This window comes from Luteolibacter flavescens, assembly GCF_025950085.1.
GTDB lineage: Bacteria > Verrucomicrobiota > Verrucomicrobiia > Verrucomicrobiales > Akkermansiaceae > Haloferula > Haloferula flavescens.
In genome coordinates this window covers 80,958-96,748 of record NZ_JAPDDS010000002.1, presented here as the reverse complement: position 1 = coordinate 96,748, position 15,791 = coordinate 80,958, and the positions used below count along the sequence as shown (strand labels likewise).

Here is a 15,791-nt window from a genome sequence, read left to right as displayed (position 1 = left end):
GGCCGGTCCGTTGTGCGGACCGGCTACAGCTCTGGATTTCGTACCGAGGCGGGACGCCTCGGCAACGGACTGGAGCGGGACGCTCCAGCTACGTTGCCCGGGGGGGGAGGCTGGCGGCAGGATGCCGCGGCCGCGGTTAGTCGTCGTCGTTGCTGCCGCCCTTCACGCGGACCTTGCCGCGGAGCTTGGCCTCGATGAAGGCGTCGATGTCGCCGTCCATCACGTGCTGGATGTTGCCCGTTTCCTCGCCGGTGCGCAGGTCGAGCACCTTCTGGTAGGGCTGGAAGACATAGGAGCGGATCTGGTTGCCCCAGCCGATGTCGCCCTTTTCGCCGTAGGCGCGCTCGGCCTCGGCCTTGCGCTTGTCTTCCTCGAGCTGGAAGAGCTTTGCCTTCAGGATCTCGTAGGCGAGTTCCTTGTTGGCGCCCTGCGAGCGGGCATTCGTGGAGCGGATCAGGATGCCGGTGGGAAGGTGGCGCAGCAGCACGCCCGTCTCCACCTTGTTCACGTTCTGGCCGCCCTTGCCGCCGGACCGCATGGTGGTGATCTCGATGTCCTTCTCGTTGATGTCGATCTTGATCTCGTCGTTGATCTCCGGCGTCGCATCGACGGAGGCGAAGGAGGTGTGACGCTTGGCAGCGGAGTCGAAGGGCGAGATGCGGACCAGACGGTGCACGCCGCGCTCGTTCTTCAGGTAGCCGTAGGCATACTCGCCGGTGACCTTCATGGTCGCGCCGCGCAGGCCGGCCTCGTCGCCGTCTTCCCAGTAGATCGTCTCGCAGGTGAAGCCCTTGCGCTCCGCCCAGCGGGTGTACATGCGGAAGAGCATCTGTGCCCAGTCGCAGGCCTCGGTGCCGCCCGCGCCCGCCTGGACGATGAGATAGCAGGAGGCGGAATCGTTCGGCCGGTCGAGGAGTGTCAGCAGTTCGAAGGACGCGATGTCCTTGTCGAGTTCCGCAGCGCCATTGACGGCCTCCACGGCGGCATCGTGATCGTCGAATTCCTTCGCGAGCTCGATGCCTGCGAGCAGGTCGTCGTAGCGGCCGCTCAGCTTTTCGAAGGCTCCCATCTTCTTCTTCAGTCCGGCGATCCGCGTGTTGGTGGCGCGGGCCTTCTCCTGATTGTTCCAGAAATCGGGGTCACCCATCGCGGCCTCCAGCGAGGCGATTTCGCGCTGCAAGGTAGGGACGTCAAAGATACCTCCCGAGCTGGGTCAGACGGCTCTTCAGAGCGTCCGTATCCAGCGCCGAGAGGTCGGCGGTTTGAGGTTCAGCCATAAGGTGGGCGGAAGGTGCGGGCACGGGGGTGGGGAGTCAAGGAGTGTTGTGGCGGGCAGCGGGGTGCGTAGCCTGCGCTTTTACCGAGCGTTTACGGACAGGATGCCCCGCTTCCGCTATGCCGGGAGGATGATGAAACTCGTTCTCGCCACCGGCTTCCTGTTCGCGGTCTCCTTTCATGCCTCCGGGGAAATCCCGGCGGTGCCACAGGTCGAGTCGGTCGGCTTGTTCAAGAACGGCGTGGCGGTCGTGCGTGCGTCCTTCGAGGCAAAGGAGGCTGGCAGCTATGTGTGGGACGAGCTGCCGCGCAGCATCCACGGCGGCTTCTGGATCGAAAGCGATGGCGTGGTGAGCGTGCGGGCAACTACACGGATGGTTGATGAAGCGGTCGCGGTGCCCACCGGCATCCTGCAGCGCGACCTGGCGGGGCAATCGGTGACGCTGCGCCTGAAGAAAGGCAGCGAGGGGGGTGAAGCGCCGGTCGTGTCGGGCAAGGTGTGGGCGCTGCCGGAGCAGCCCGTGACGAAGTCGTGGGACAGCGGCTTTTTCGACGCATCGAGTTCGTGGCGCGGAATCTCCCCGCCGCGCACCGAGACCCCGGCCAGCACGGGGAACTTCCTTGTTCTGGAAAGTGCGAGCGGCCGGCAGTTCATCGAACTCTACTCGATCGCCTCCATCTCCGTCGATGGCCCGGCAGTCGTGGCCAAGCGGGAGTCGGAGAAGCCGGTGATGGTTTTCGATGTCAGCCAGCCCCCGCGCGACGGTGGCCGGGTACGCATCACGTATCTCGCCCGGGGGCTGGCGTGGGCACCTTCCTATCGCATGGACATGGGCGAGGGCGGCAAGCTCTCGATCCGCCGCAGCACCGTGGTCCGCAATGAACTCATCGGCCTCCGCGATACCGAGGTGCAGCTCATCTCCGGGTTTCCGAACATCGAGTTCGCGCATGTCGATTCCGCGCTGTGGGGCGGCGCCACGCTCACGGCTTTCTTCCAGCAGCTCGGGCAGGATACCAGCCGCGTCTCCGGCGCACGCGGTGCCGCCACGCAGCAGATGGTGATGTATAACTCGGTGTCCGCTGCTCCCGCGAATGCACTGCCGGACTTCCAGGAAGGCGGTGCCGGAGATGACCTGAACTACGAGTCCATCGGCAAGCGCAGCCTGGCACCGGGCGACTCGCTTTCCATGGAGCTCCCGGCCGCGGAGACGACTTGCGAGCGAGTGGTCGAGTGGGTGGTGAAGGACCCTCGCGATGCCTATGGCCGCTATCTCTCGTCGGGCATGCAGCGGGATGAGAATGAGGCATGGGACGCGCTGAAGTTCGTCAATCCCTTCGATTTCCCGCTGACCACCGCGCCGGTCGTCATCACGGAGGGCGGCCGCTTCCGCAGCCAGGGACTCAGCCAGTGGGTGAACCCGGGGCAATCGACCTGCCTCCGGATGACAAAGGCACTCAGCCTCCAGACGCGCTCCTCGGAAGTCGAGGAGGAAGGCCAGCGCGAGCTCGTATGGGTGGGCGGCAACAACTATCGGCGGACCACGGTGAGGGGCACGCTGGAGCTGCACAATTTCCGCGGGAAGGAAGTGACGCTCGATATCCGGGCGGAGTTCTCCGGCGAGATGATCGAGGCACAGGACAAGCCCGTCGCCCGCCTGCGCACGGAAGGCGTCACCAGCGTGAATCCGCGCCGCGAGCTGCTGTGGACGCTGAAGCTGGCACCGGGCGAGCAGAAGACCGTGACCTACCGCTATTCGGTGCTCGTGAGTCATTGAGGGGAGTCGGTCGGAAAAAATCCATTTGCAGTTTTACCCATACCCCCTATGGGTATCTGCATGGACCGCGACTGCTGCCAGACGAAGCCCCTGCTCGGGCGGGTGAACCGCATTGCCGGGCAGGTGCAGGGGATAGGCCGGATGATCGAGGAGAACCGCGATTGCCCGGAAATCCTTCACACCATCTCGGCAGTCCACGCGGCGCTACGGGCGCTGGAGGCGAAGCTGCTGGAGGATCACGTGACGCATTGCGTGACCGAGGCAGCCTCGGACCCGAAGCAGCTCGACCGCCGCTTGGAAGAACTCGTCGCGCTCTACAAGCGCCGCCTCGCCTGACCCGACCGCCATGAAATCCTGCTGTCATCCCGACTCGCCGGAGAAGGAACCCGATGCCTCGGCTGCTGCTGCCGCTTCGGGAGTTCCGGCCATCCGCCGCCTGCCCGGGCTTGGGCTCGGGTCGATGGAGCGGAAGTCGCCCGTCCCGTCATGCTGCGTACCTCAGGTGGAGGAAAGCCAGGCCAAGCCCTCCTGCTGCGGCGGGGGAGGTGAAGAGGAGCAGGTCTCCTCATGCTGCGCGCCGACCCGCAAGACCGACTGGATCTTGTGGGGCTCGCTCGTGCTCGTCACCGCGGGCATCGCGGGGCACTTCATCGGGGGCGGCCCCGCCTGGTGGCACACCTTTGCCCACGGCAGTTGGGAGTTCATGTCAAAGGCCTGGTGGGGTCTGCTCGCGGGCATCGTCGCGGTCGGCGTGATCGGCCGCATGCCGCAGGAGCTGATCTCCGGTCTGCTTGGTCGCGCCGGGAGCTTCGGCGGCATCCTCCGCGCCGTGCTCGCCGGGACGCTGCTGGACCTGTGCAATCACGGCATCCTCATGGTGGGCGCGCAGCTTTACAAGAAAGGTGCCTCGCTCGGGCAGACGCTCGCCTTCCTCGTGGCCAGCCCGTGGAATTCGCTGTCGCTCACGCTCATCCTCGCCGCGCTTGTCGGGTGGAAGTGGATGCTGCTTTTCATCGCGCTCTCCATGGTCATCGGTGTTGCCACCGGCTGGCTCGCCGACCGGCTGGTAAAGCGCGGGGTCTTGCCCGCGAATCCGAACCACCGCGACCTTCCGGAAGACTTCCGCTTCCGTCCGGCATTCCGCGAGGCATTCACGCAGATCAAGCCGACCCGCACGAACCTCAAGGCGATCGCCATCGATGGCCTGCGCGAGTCGCGGATGATCCTGCGCTGGATTTTCTTCGGCGTGGTCCTCGCCGCGGCGATCCGGGCCTTCGTGCCGACCGAGATCTTCTCGCAATACTTCGGCCCCTCCTTGCTCGGCCTCGCGCTCACGCTCATCGCCACCACGGCCATCGAGGTCTGCTCGGAAGGCTCCAGCCCGGTCGCCGCCGACCTGCTCACGCGTGCCGCCGCCCCGGGGAATGCCTTCACCTTCCTGATGGCTGGTGCCGCCACCGACTATACGGAGATCATGGTGCTGCGCGAGACGACCAAGTCGTGGAAGGCCGCCTTCGTCCTGCCCCTGCTCACCGTGCCGCAGGTTTTAGTATTGGCTTGGCTTTTGAATCAGGGAGCGCTTTGACGAGCTCCGAGTGCCACTTCATTGCCTGATGAAAATGGTTCCCGTTCTCCTGCTTGATCACGAGCTGGTCTTTCCCGCTCTTGAGAGTGATCGCGACCTTTTGAAAACCTGCTCCACCGATCAGGTTTTCAAATTGCCGACCACGTTTGAGCAGCTCTTCGGGGGTGGTTTCGGCCAACCATTTGGAGTCGGGCCCGGCTGCCACCACTTGACGAACCAGCTCCTGCCAATTTTGAAAGCGTTCGCGCAGTGCCTTGTCGTTCTCAGCCACGCTGGAAAAAGAGAAGCCAAGCCGCCGGGTCTCTCCGGCTTCCACGGTGAGGAGATCATCCTTGCGGGTGAACCGGATTTCCTCTGCTTCCCCATGGGTGCAGCCGTCGGAATAGATGAGGGTCATCGAAGCGCTCAGGTCTTCCGCAGCCAGCAACCGCTCCACCACCTTGGCGTCCGGCGGCTTGTAGGCTTCGACTTCTTTCTTCGCCCGGTCGATGGTCTTTTGGAGGATCTCCGTCGCTTGCTTTTCCGTAAGCCCTCCGGATTCGATCCGCTGGACGACGGCGATGCACAGGTCGGTCGTTTCCAAGCCTTCGAAGGGATCCGCTTTCGCGGGAACCGCAGGCAGGCAGAGCGCCAGAAAAAGAAGGAGGGCTTTCATCCGGGATACAGACTTATCAGGAATGGCTGGCTGGAGCAAGATTGCCTCCATGTCAGTCCGGCTTAGCTCTTGAACCAGTGAAGGAATAGTCCTTAATACAAAGCGTCCCACGGATACCCCGTATCATGAAACTGCTCCGCAGCATCCTGGCAGTCTTGTTCGCGATCGTCATCGCGAACCCGGCCTGCTGCTGTGCTCTGGACCCGGTGCATGAGACGGCGAAGACGAGCCACTGCTGCGGTGGCGGGTCGAAGAAAAAGGACAGCGACGGGAAGAAGCACCCGCATCAGGACGGCCCGTGCATCTGCGCGATGAAGAGCCCGAAGCAGGTGGAAGATCCGCCGGTGCTGCCGGTCTTCACCGCGATCGAGCTGCCGCCGGTGCTGATGTCCCTCGCCGAGATCCCGGTGCCGCCGGTGCCGGTGAGCGAGCTTCCGCAGCCGGACTTCCATCACGATACGGGGCCGCCGCGCCTGCGGCTCGTGATGTTCCAGAGGTTCCTGATCTGATGATGATGTGATGCCCCGTCCGCGGCCCTTTTGCCGCGGCGATGTTCCGTGTGTTTGCCCGGCACCCTCGTGTCCGCACCCGAACTCCCATCATCACGTCATGAAAACGATCATCCTATTCCTACTGCTATCCCTCACAGTCGCGCAGTCGCGCGTGGTCGAGTACGACCTCCATATCTCCGAACAAAAGTGGTCCCCGCCCGGCCACCGCGAAGCCCGGGCCATCACCATCAATGGCGGCGTCCCCGGCCCCACCATCCGCTTCCGCGTGGGCGATACCGCGCGCATCCGCGTCCACAACCAGCTCAAGGACGAGGACACCTCGATCCATTGGCACGGCCTGCTTTTGCCAAATGCGCAGGACGGCGTGCCCGGCGTGACCACGCCCTCGATCCTGCCCGGCACCACGCACACCTTCGAGTTCCCCATCACCCACGCCGGCACCTACTGGTATCACAGCCACACGGGGCTCCAGGAGCAGATGGGCGTCTTAGGCTCCATCGTCATCTTGCCAAAGAATGGCGAGCCGGTGAAGGCCGACCGCGACCACGTGGTGGTGCTGTCCGACTGGACGCGCGAGCACGCCGACGAGGTGATGCGGACGCTGGCCCGCGGCAGCGAGTGGTATGCCTTCAAGAAGGGCACCACCCAGAGCCTGACCGGCGCGGCGAAGGCCGGTGCGCTGAAGGATTTCTTCGAGCGCGAAAAGGGCCGCATGCCTGCGATGGATATTTCCGACGTGGGCTACGATGCCTTCCTTGCGAACGGCCACGAGTCGATCGAGCTGCCGGGCCAGCCGGGCGAGACGCTGCGGCTGCGTTTCATCAATGCGGCGGCATCCACCTACTTCTACCTGCAGTCCGCCACCGGCCCGCTGAAGATCGTCGCGGCGGATGGCCCGGCGGTGCAGCCCATCCGCGTGAAGCGGCTGCTCACCGGCATGGCGGAGACGTACGACGTGCTTGTCACCGTGCCCGCGAGCGGGAAGTGGGAGGTCCGCGCGACCTCGCAGGATGGCTCCGGCCATGCCTCGGTGTGGATCGGCAGCGGGGAGGAACATCCCGCGCCGGATGTCCCGAAGCCGGACAACTACAGCATGGACTCCCACCTCATGGCGGCCATGGACGAGATGGATGCGAAGCCGGTGAGCGAGGCCGAGGCGCTGGCGAGCGAACCCGAGCGCCCGCTTCCTCCCTATGCCCGCCTGCGCTCGCCGCACTCCACCGAGCTGCCCGCGGGCCTGCCTCGCCGCACGCTGACGATGCGCGCGACCGGGGACATGGAGCGCTACGTCTGGTCCTTCAATGGCAAGACCTTCGCCGAGGACGGCATCATCCCGATCAAGAAGGGCGAGGTGCTGCGGCTGGAGCTGATCAATGACACGATGATGCATCATCCGCTGCACCTGCACGGGCACTTCTTCCGCGTGCTCATGGGGCAGGGGAAATACTCGCCGCTGAAGCACACCATCGACCTGCCGCCCATGGCCCGCCGCACGATCGAGTTCGAGGCGAATGACGCCGGCGACTGGCTCTTCCACTGCCACCTGCTCTACCACATGCACGCGGGCATGACGCGGATCTTCTCCTACCAGGATCCCTCGTGGCAGCCGCCGGGCAAGCTGAAGGAAGGCAGCAATATCGTCTGCAATGACATCTGCTGCCTGCCGGGAGATCCGGATGCGAAGACCGGCACCGTGGACCCGCGCCAGCTCGGCCACGTGCCGCATGGCGGGGATCACGATCACGATCCGCTCTACTTCTTCCTCGATGGCAGCGTGCAGAGCCACCTCAGCGACGGGCGGCTGACGCTGCGGAATGCGAGGAACGATTTCTACGCGGACTGGTTCATCGGCTACGGCGATGACGAGGATGAATACGAGGTCGATGTCGCGTGGAGCCGCTACTTCAATCCGAACTTCTCCACCGTGCTCGGCGGACGCTTCACGGACAAGGACGACGAGGAGAACCGCGCATTCGCCGGGGTGAACTACCGGCTGCCCTACCTCGTGGACAGCTTCGCGCAGCTCGACAGCGAGGGCGACGTGCGCGTCGGCCTCGGCAAGTCGATCCAGGTGACGGACCGCCTCGGGGTCTTCGCGGAGATCGACTACGACACCGGCAGCGAGTGGGAGTGGAGCGCCGGTGCCGATTGGCTGCTGAACAAGCAATTCTCGCTGACCACCCAGTACCACTCCGACCACGGCTTCGGCGGCGGCATCCGCTTCCGGTTCTGAGAGCCAGCAAGAGCAGGGGCGGGACGCCCCTGTAACGGACTGGGGCAGGATGCCCCAGCTACGATCAACGCCACGGCTACCAACACCCCGCTACTTTTTCCCAACCCGCCACTTTCCGACAAACACGATAACATACGATACGAACATGAAAACGATACTGACCCTGATCACCACCGCCCTCCTCGCTTCCTGTGCAGGCACCGGCGGCACCTCCTCCGCAAACGTGAAGCGCTACACCAGCGACATGTGCGCGCTCACGGATAACAAGCTCGGCTCGATGGGCACGCCGGTGACGAAGGTCTATGGCGACCAGGAAGTGAAGTTCTGCTGCAAGCCCTGCATCGCGAAGTTCGAGAAGAACCTCGATGCCAACCTCGCGAAGATCCCGTGAAGATGAAGGCGACCCTGATCCTCACCGTGCTGGCACTCGGCCTGGCGTCCTGCGCCGCGCCGGTGCCTGCCGCCACCACCGATGCGGCACCCGCTTCCTCCACTGCCAAGGTGGCGAAGAAGAAGGTGGCCGCGAAGCCGAAGCCCTATCCGCTGAAGACCTGTCTGGTCACGGACGACGGCCTCGATGACATGGACGAGCGAGTCTCGACCGTGTACGAAGGGCAGACCTTCGAGTTTTGCTGCAAGCCGTGCTTGAAGAAGTTCAACAAGAACCCCGGCAAGTACGTGCGGGCACTCGCAAAGGCAAAGGGCTAGCGGATTCCCCGTCGCTTGCGGATCATGGAAAAGGGTTCATGGTATCCTTGAACCCCCATTTCCAAAACCATGGGCGACAAGAATCCAAAAGCACTACGGAAGCTTCACGAGCAGCAGCAGTTGCAAAAGAAGCTCAAGGCCGAACATGTCCAGCGCCAGCAGCAGCGCCTTCACGAGCTTCATGAAATGAAGCACCCGCACGAAGACACGGCGAGCTGACGCGGGCCACGTTCACGGCCAGAGAAAGAAGATCGCCAGGCCTCCTGCAAAGGAGGCGGCGAATCCGGAGATCACCGGCACGCGGAATCCTTTCCCGCCGAGGCTCACCGCCATCCCCGCCTTGAAAATGAGGTTGGCGAGGCCTCCGAGAAGGATGACGCGCCAGCCGGTCTTCGGATCGACGTGGCCGGAGTTCACCATGCCTGCCGTTGAAAGCGTGATTGCGTCCATGTCGGTGAGGCCGGAGACGGCAGCCACCACGTAGAGGCCGGCATTGCCGAAGTGCTGTTTCGCCAGTGCCACGCCGTAGAGCACGAGCACGTAGAGCAGGCCGAAGACGATCGCTCCCTTCAGTTCGGAGGGAGCGCTTTCCTCTTTCGGTGGGGCACCTTCCTTTGACGCAAGCCGATGCGTGACCACGGCGACGATGGCCGTCCATCCCATCATGGCGAGCAGAGGTGGAAGCAGTGCCTTGTATTGGCTCGGGGCGACCACCACGACCTCGGCGATCACGCGGACGAAGACGACGGATGACGCGGTCATGATGATGGCCGCCATCATCACGCTGCCTGCTCCTGCATCGCGGCTACGACGTGACACGCTCGCGGTAGTGGCGGTGCTGGAGATGAGTCCGCCGAGAATGCCTGCGACAGCCGCGCCCTTCGCCCCGCTCATGAATTTCCCGATGAGATAGGCGGCGAGGCTCATGCCGATGATGAGCACGACCATCAGCCAGATCTTGAAGGGATTCAGCACGCCGAGGTAGCCCATCTCCTTGTTCGGCAGCAGCGGCAGGATCACGAGTCCGGCGAGCACCAGCCGGGCGATCTCGCGCAGGTCGTCCTCGCCGATCTTCCGCACCATGCCGTGCAGCGGTGCCTTGCTTTGCAGCAGCACCATCACCGTGCCCGCGCAGACCACCGCCTCGACGAGGTAGCCGGTCATGGTCGCCGCACCGGTGACGAACATCACCAGCACGGCGATCTCCGTGGTGAGCCCGGCATCCGCCTTGCCCTCGCGCATCGCGGTGACATTCCCCACGATAAGGACTGCCACGCACGCGAGCAGGGAGGCGGCGAAGACCCAGCCGCCGAAGGTCAGTGAGATCAGCCCGCTCAGCGCGCCGAAGAGACTGACGAGCGCGAAGGTGCGGATGCCCGCGATGCGGTCGCGCGTCCACTCGCGCTGCAGGCCCACGAGCAGGCCCAGCCCCAGCGCGGTGCCGAGCGACTTCAGCAGCTCCAGGGTGCCGGGGATGGTTTCGGGATCGGGCATGGGTGGATCGGGTCTGCCATGTTAGGTCCACCCCCGCCGTGGCGCAAGGAACGATGGTCCTCGCTTTGGCTTGTCCGCGCGCAGCCTGCCGGATAAGTCACGGCAAGTGATCCGAAAGGCATATCTTCTCGTGCCGTTGGCATTGACCGCGGGCTTCGCCATCGGCTTCGGGTCGCGGCATCTTGGCGGGGAGCAGGAGACTCCGGCCGGGGAAGCCTCCGTGCAGTCGAGGCATGACCTTGGCGGGATGGAGTCCGGTGCGGGAGCTGCCCTGCCAAAGCTGAAGTCCACCGATACCGTGGAGAGCCTGCTGGCGCTGGATGACGCCTCGCTCTACCGGCACCTCGCGCTCTGGCTGCTGGATGCGGATGAACGCCAGATGCAGGCATTTCTCCAGGGCTACGATGAACGGAGTGAAGCGGACGATGAGGTGCTGAAGCTGCTATTTGCCCGTTGGACGAAGCTGAATCCCCAAGGTGCTCTCGACGCGGCGAAGTCCGATGACACCAAGCTATCGGCTTGTTGGTGGGCATGGGCAATGAATGACCCCGAAACGGCTGTCCGCGAGGTGCCCGGCGAATTCTTTGATGATGTCATGCAGTCGCTCGCTCGCTTTCACCCGCAGCGGGTGAAGTGGGCGATTGAGGCGCATCCGGAGCATGGCGATTACCACATGGATTTCGAGCAGATCGCGATGGACCTGGCCGCCACCGATCCCGCCGGGGCCTTGCTGTTCCTGCGGAAACGTGGCGGGTCCGGGGAGACCGAGGTCATTGAGAGATGGACCCGGGAAGATCCTCACTCAGCACTGGCGTGGCTGGAGGAGCATCCGGACCGGACCGGGGGAGACTTCGAGGAAGAGTTCATCGAGACCCTTGAGGAGGCGCATCCCGAGCTGCTTGCCGAATTGGCTGCGAGGAGCCGTTCGGGGATGCTGAAGTGGCAGTTGGAGCGCGCGGCCTTCGCCCATCTCTCGAAGAGTGATCCCGCTGCCGCGCTGGAGATGGCCAGGTCAACGGACTCACCACGGATCAAGGCCGAGCGACTTGCGCTGCTAGGCCATGAAATGATTGCCGGAGATCCGCGGCAGGCCTTGGCACGCTTCGATGAAGTTTTCCAGACGCTCCCGGACGCGCTGAATCGGATCTCACAAATCCGCTATTCAGATGGTGGCACGGACACCGAAACCGTGGATGCAATCGCCGGGGTGGGCGACTTTATTGAAGGATTGGTCGCTGCCGATCCTCGGGCCACCATGGACGTCGCCAGCCGCCATGGCGTGGAGGTCATGGCGCGTGTGGGGGGCAAGTGGGCCTCTGAAAATCTGGAGGATTTCTCCGGCTGGCTCTCAGAGCAGCCACCCGGACCGCTTCGCGATCGCGGCAAGACCGCAGTCGCCAGACGACTTTCCAGCGCCTCCAGGTATGCCGACGCGCTGCAGTCGGCAGGGCAGATCGAGGACGAGGATTCGCGGACGAGCCTCCGGGTGGAGATCTTGATCGATTGGAAAAATGCTGAACCTGCTGCTGCCGATGCATGGATCGATGGTGCGGAGCTATCGGAGTCTGAACTGGACAAATTCGATCATTTCATGATCTGGCGATGAAAGCCTCCCGAACATCATCCCTCGGCCTGCTCGCCTTGGCGGCAGGGGTTCTCACGGGCTGGCTGGCAAGTGGCGATCGGGAAGCCGCTGTCACGTCTGATCCGCCAGCCTTGTCCACGAAGACCGCACGTCAGGAGATGAAATCAGGGCTTCCGGCATCGGTTCAGAAGCTCCTCGCACCTGTCCGGGCGGCCCGCACGGCTGACGAGCGGATGCGCGCGACGCTCGCGTTGGCCGCAGCCATCCCCGTGGATCAATTGGAGCAATGGCTTGCCGCCGGGTGGTTCGGCATGCGGGACTCGATGGAGTCGCTGGTTTTCGAGCGGATCGTCCGGGATCGCTGGTTGGAGAATGATCCCGCCGGGCTGATCGACTATCTCATCCGGTCGGAGGATGCCGCACTGGACACAATGATCCAGCGTTGGGCCGAGGGAGATCCGGAGGCGGCATTCAAGGTTATTCTATCCCATCGTCAAAAGGGCGATTACCTTCCCATGATCTGGTACTTGGATGTGTTCTTGGAAGAAATTCCGGAAGTACTGGCCGACAAACTTTCGGAGCTTTGGAGAGATGCCGGGGCTTTCGAGCAGCCTTTCTTTTCGAGGCTTCTTCTTCGGATGGCGGAATCAAATCCGGAAATCGTTTCCGCCCGGATGAATGGATGGCCGGATGATCTCAAGATGGAGGCGAGGGCCTGTTTTGACACGATCGCTCTTGAAAAGGACTTCGCCACGACCGTGCTAGCTCTCGTGAACGAGCCCGATGGAAGGGATCGCTTCAGTCGTGCCATAAGCGATTTCAGCAGTGGCATCGACGGGCTGCTAGATATCGCGGAATCGCTACCACCGGGGTGGCTGGAGGCAGCGATCCGGGGAAGGATCATGGGCTTCTCCACAAACGATCCCGCACGCTGGTTGGCGGCTGATCTGAGTGCGGTAGGATTAAATGAGGAGGATGTGAGGCTTGTCCGATCGCTGTCGCTTAATGCCTGGGCGACGCAAACACCTGGAGAGGCGCTTCGGCTTTTGGAGACGAATTCCTTGTCAGCGGACGAGCGCAGATATCTGGTGGAAGCTTGTTTCAACCGTCGCAACTTTCAGGATCAGAAAGATGCCGACGACCTGTTGGCCTGCCTAACGGACCCTGAGGATATAGCGCTCGCGAATGAACGGCTCGACACTACTTTTGGGGTCGCGATTCGCACGGTCGATCCACAGCCCGCCCAAGTGAATTCCATTCCCGAGTGGATCGCCAGCTTCACCGATGACACGCGTCATGCTGACGGGAATATCGCCACAACGTGGGATGCCAGCGAGGCGATGGAGGCGGCTGCGGCGTTTCAGGGGCTTCCGGCCGGGGAGAAGGGCAAGATCGCAGCGAATCTGATCGGGCAAGCGTCCGATGAAATCCCGCATGAGCTAGCCGCAGCGGCTTACGGGCATCTGCTCGTTGACCCGTCGTCGGGAGAGGGGATGACGGCGGAAGACGTGGAGAAGGGTATCTCCCAGTTCGCCAGCGGGTGGGGACTGCGTGATCCGCGGGCGGCGGGCCGCTGGGTGGCGAGCCTGCCCGAGGGCACCGCCCGCCTGTGGGCGGCGAAGAATCTGGCCGGGCGCTGGGCCGAGTATGAGCCGGCAGCCGCGCGTGCCTGGATTTCCTCCTTGCCTGCGGGGGATCGCGGGGAGGTCGCGGACTACCTCGACAGCGGCGCGGCGTGGAAGGAGTGAGCGGACGCTTCCGGGATCGTCCTCCCGCAGACCAAAGAAAAACGCCACTTTCCGGAGAAAGTGGCGTTTTCGAAAGTGGCAACCCGTAGGGGAATCGAACCCCTATTGCTAGAATGAAAATCTAGAGTCCTAACCGTTAGACGAACGGGTCTTGTTATTGGCGCCGCGTGCGGCGGGCGGAAAAATAATCGGGCGGACCCTCGTGGCAAGACAATTTTGGTAGGAAAATTGTGATTCCTCGGAAAATCCCGGCCCGGCGTCGCTTGGAGCGGCACTGGACCGGGCTGAAGGTATCACAGCGCCTTGTCAAAATCGAGCCCCGGATCGCCCTGCGGTCCCCCGGAGAGGACGAAGTTCAGCTTCTTGTCCGCGGGCAGCTTCACCTCGCCGACCATCTGGGAGTCGTCGCTTTCCAAGACCAGCAGGCCGCGCTCGTCGATGCTGAAGGTGCCCGCGAGGTCGGTGTTCTCGCCGTCCTTGGCGAAGGACCAGGAGAATGTCCCGTCCTCGCCGAGCTTCAGCGTGACCTTGCCACCCTGTGCGCCGCGGTCGCTGACCCAGGTGCCGACGAGTTGATCGGCGGCGAGCACCGGGCCGGCGGGTGCCTCCGATTCCACGGGGGGATCGGCGGTGGTGTCATCGCCCGTGTCCGGGGAGATGGAGGAGGCGCAGAGATCACGGAGCTGGGCGGCGATGGTGTCCGCGGGCTGGAGCTTCGTCACCTGGTCGAATTGCTCGTAGGCCTGATCGAGATGGGCGCAGACGAGGTAGTGGTAGCCGAGCAGGAAGCGGGCGGCGGCATTCGTCGGCGCGGCGCGCGTGTAGTCCTCGAGCCGGCGGAGCTGCTCGGTATAGACGGTCTGCGAACCGTAAAGGCCGGTCATGGTCGTCCAGTCCCAGCCGGGGCCGGAGGCGAGCACGGGATTCAGCACGCCGGCGGCCTCGCCGTATTTGCCGAGGGCGAAGAGGATCAGCGCGCGGTACTCGTGGACGGCGGTGTCGCCCGGCACCCAGGCGATGGATTCGTCTGCGGCTTTCAGCGCGGCGAGGTAGTCCGCGCGCTTGAAGGCGGCGCGGGACGCCTCAAGGGCGGCGCTGGCCTTTTCCTCGGCGCTATCGTCCGCGGTTTCGTCACCCGGTGGCAGCTTTCCGGCGGAGACGGTGATCGGCTCGCGGTAGTTGATGACGGTGACGCCGGTGCTGCTCTGGACGGGCGGCGCGGGGTAGGGATTTGTGTAGGTCTGGTAGCCGAGGTTGTAGATCAGGTTCCCCAGCCCCCACGCGGCGAGTCCCCAGGCGACGCCATCGGAGAAGCTGCCGCGATCGTCATAGATCACGTAGCCCGGCAGGGGGCGCGGGCGGTTCCAGTGGTAGTGGCCATACCAGCGGCGATTCCAGCCGTAGTTCCAGGAGCCATGGTGCCAGCCGTGGTAATGGTTCGCATTCCACCACGGGCGGCTGCCCCAGTAGGCAGGCCGGTAGCCCCAGTTGTTGTAGCGGCGGAAGTTGTTGTTGATCTGGATGTTGACGTTGTTCGTGATGTTCACGTTCGGCCGGTAGCCGGGGCGGCCGGGCCGGTTGTTGTTCCATTTTCCCCAGTTGCCCCAGTTGTTCCCCCAGCCGGGGCGGTTTGCCGGGCGGGGGTTGAAATTGGGGCGATTGATCACCACCGGGCGCTTGTTGATCAGGCCATTGCCGCCACCGGGACGGATGACCGGCTTCCCTCCGCCGGGAGGACGAATGATATTGCCTCCACCGCCGGGCCGCTGGCCGGGGCGCGGGTAGGTCACGTTGCCGGGCTTGGTCCCCGGGCGGGCGGGCACGGGCATCGGCTTGATATTGCCGCCGGGCCGGACCGCGGGCCGCTGGGCGCCACCTGCACCAGGGCGGACCTGTGGAATCGGTGCCGGGCGCACGACGGGTCGCTGCGGGACCGCACCCCCGCCGCCGGGACGCACCTGTGGCTTCGGAGTGGGCCGGACGGCAGGTTGGGGACGTACGGCGGGCCGGGCTTGAGGGCGGTTCAGGCGCGAGCCGGTCATCGGGCTGCGCGGGGCCGGGCGGGCATTACCACCGGGCCCGCGGGAGACCCCGGCGGCATTCTTGCCCCGGGCATTGGCTCCTTGGGCACCATCGCCGCGGGCATCCGCGTCGGTGAGGATGAGGGAGCAGATGGTGGCGAAGACCATCCATGGGGTGAGGAGTTTCATGATGGGAAAGG

The 15,791-nt window shown here is 64.1% G+C and carries 13 protein-coding genes and 1 tRNA gene; 9 read left to right on the top strand and 5 right to left on the bottom strand.

Annotated elements, in window-relative coordinates; genetic code table 11:
• Window positions 1–136: 136 nt before the first annotated feature.
• Window positions 137–1,277 (bottom strand): peptide chain release factor 2 gene (gene prfB / locus OKA04_RS03895; protein WP_425503651.1). Its coding sequence is split into 2 segments (ribosomal slippage): window positions 137–1,198 and window positions 1,200–1,277, totalling 1,140 coding nucleotides; the frame shifts between segments, so codons are not numbered across the junction.
• Between the two features lie 129 nt (window positions 1,278–1,406).
• Here prfB and OKA04_RS03890 point away from each other — a divergent pair.
• The 3 genes from OKA04_RS03890 to OKA04_RS03880 are packed head-to-tail and all read left to right on the top strand — an operon-like array spanning window position 1,407 to window position 4,635.
• Window positions 1,407–3,050 carry a DUF4139 domain-containing protein gene (locus OKA04_RS03890; RefSeq protein ID WP_264499816.1) on the top strand — a complete coding sequence of 548 codons (1,644 nt, stop codon included), beginning with the start codon at window positions 1,407–1,409 and terminating at the stop codon, window positions 3,048–3,050.
• Window positions 3,051–3,110: 60 nt separating this feature from the next.
• Complete coding sequence (locus OKA04_RS03885) at window positions 3,111–3,386, top strand: metal-sensitive transcriptional regulator (RefSeq protein WP_264499815.1); 276 nt, start codon at window positions 3,111–3,113, stop codon at window positions 3,384–3,386.
• 10 nt (window positions 3,387–3,396) lie between these two features.
• The gene (locus OKA04_RS03880; protein WP_264499814.1) at window positions 3,397–4,635 is read left to right on the top strand and encodes a permease; all 1,239 of its coding nucleotides are present in this window, start codon (window positions 3,397–3,399) and stop codon (window positions 4,633–4,635) included.
• On the opposite strand, the gene OKA04_RS03875 is transcribed toward OKA04_RS03880, so the two are convergent.
• Window positions 4,580–5,290, bottom strand: a complete 711-nt coding sequence (locus tag OKA04_RS03875; protein ID WP_264499813.1) for a hypothetical protein — start codon at window positions 5,288–5,290, stop codon at window positions 4,580–4,582. The genes OKA04_RS03880 and OKA04_RS03875 overlap by 56 nt on opposite strands.
• Before the next feature lie 125 nt (window positions 5,291–5,415).
• On the opposite strand from OKA04_RS03875, the gene OKA04_RS03870 reads away from it, so the two are divergent.
• From OKA04_RS03870 to OKA04_RS03855, 4 genes are all read left to right on the top strand, one after another.
• Window positions 5,416–5,799: a hypothetical protein gene (locus OKA04_RS03870; protein ID WP_264499812.1), complete on the top strand. Its 384-nt coding sequence runs from the start codon at window positions 5,416–5,418 to the stop codon at window positions 5,797–5,799.
• 100 nt (window positions 5,800–5,899) lie between these two features.
• Window positions 5,900–8,035, top strand: coding sequence for a multicopper oxidase domain-containing protein (locus OKA04_RS03865; RefSeq protein ID WP_264499811.1), 2,136 nt, complete (start codon window positions 5,900–5,902; stop codon window positions 8,033–8,035).
• A 145-nt stretch (window positions 8,036–8,180) separates the two neighbouring features.
• Window positions 8,181–8,426, top strand: a complete 246-nt coding sequence (locus OKA04_RS03860; RefSeq protein WP_264499810.1) for a hypothetical protein — start codon at window positions 8,181–8,183, stop codon at window positions 8,424–8,426.
• 2 nt (window positions 8,427–8,428) lie between these two features.
• On the top strand, window positions 8,429–8,743 hold the full coding sequence (locus tag OKA04_RS03855; protein ID WP_264499809.1) for a YHS domain-containing protein: 315 nt from the start codon (window positions 8,429–8,431) through the stop codon (window positions 8,741–8,743).
• A 231-nt stretch (window positions 8,744–8,974) separates the two neighbouring features.
• Here OKA04_RS03855 and OKA04_RS03850 read toward each other — a convergent pair whose 3' ends face one another.
• Entirely contained in the window at window positions 8,975–10,237 is a 1,263-nt protein-coding gene (locus OKA04_RS03850; RefSeq protein ID WP_264499808.1) for an MgtC/SapB family protein, read from the bottom strand.
• A gap of 130 nt (window positions 10,238–10,367) precedes the next feature.
• On the opposite strand from OKA04_RS03850, the gene OKA04_RS03845 reads away from it, so the two are divergent.
• The gene (locus tag OKA04_RS03845) at window positions 10,368–11,843 is read left to right on the top strand and encodes a hypothetical protein (RefSeq protein ID WP_264499807.1); all 1,476 of its coding nucleotides are present in this window, start codon (window positions 10,368–10,370) and stop codon (window positions 11,841–11,843) included.
• Window positions 11,840–13,570 (top strand): hypothetical protein, encoded by a 1,731-nt coding sequence (locus tag OKA04_RS03840; protein WP_264499806.1) that lies wholly within the window; start codon window positions 11,840–11,842, stop codon window positions 13,568–13,570. Before OKA04_RS03845 ends, OKA04_RS03840 begins: the two co-directional genes overlap by 4 nt.
• A 76-nt stretch (window positions 13,571–13,646) precedes the next feature.
• Here the strand turns inward: OKA04_RS03840 and OKA04_RS03835 are convergent.
• A tRNA-Glu gene (locus OKA04_RS03835) sits at window positions 13,647–13,721 on the bottom strand.
• 142 nt (window positions 13,722–13,863) lie between these two features.
• Window positions 13,864–15,780, bottom strand: a complete 1,917-nt coding sequence (locus OKA04_RS03830; protein WP_264499805.1) for a tetratricopeptide repeat protein — start codon at window positions 15,778–15,780, stop codon at window positions 13,864–13,866.
• Window positions 15,781–15,791 lie beyond the last annotated feature (11 nt).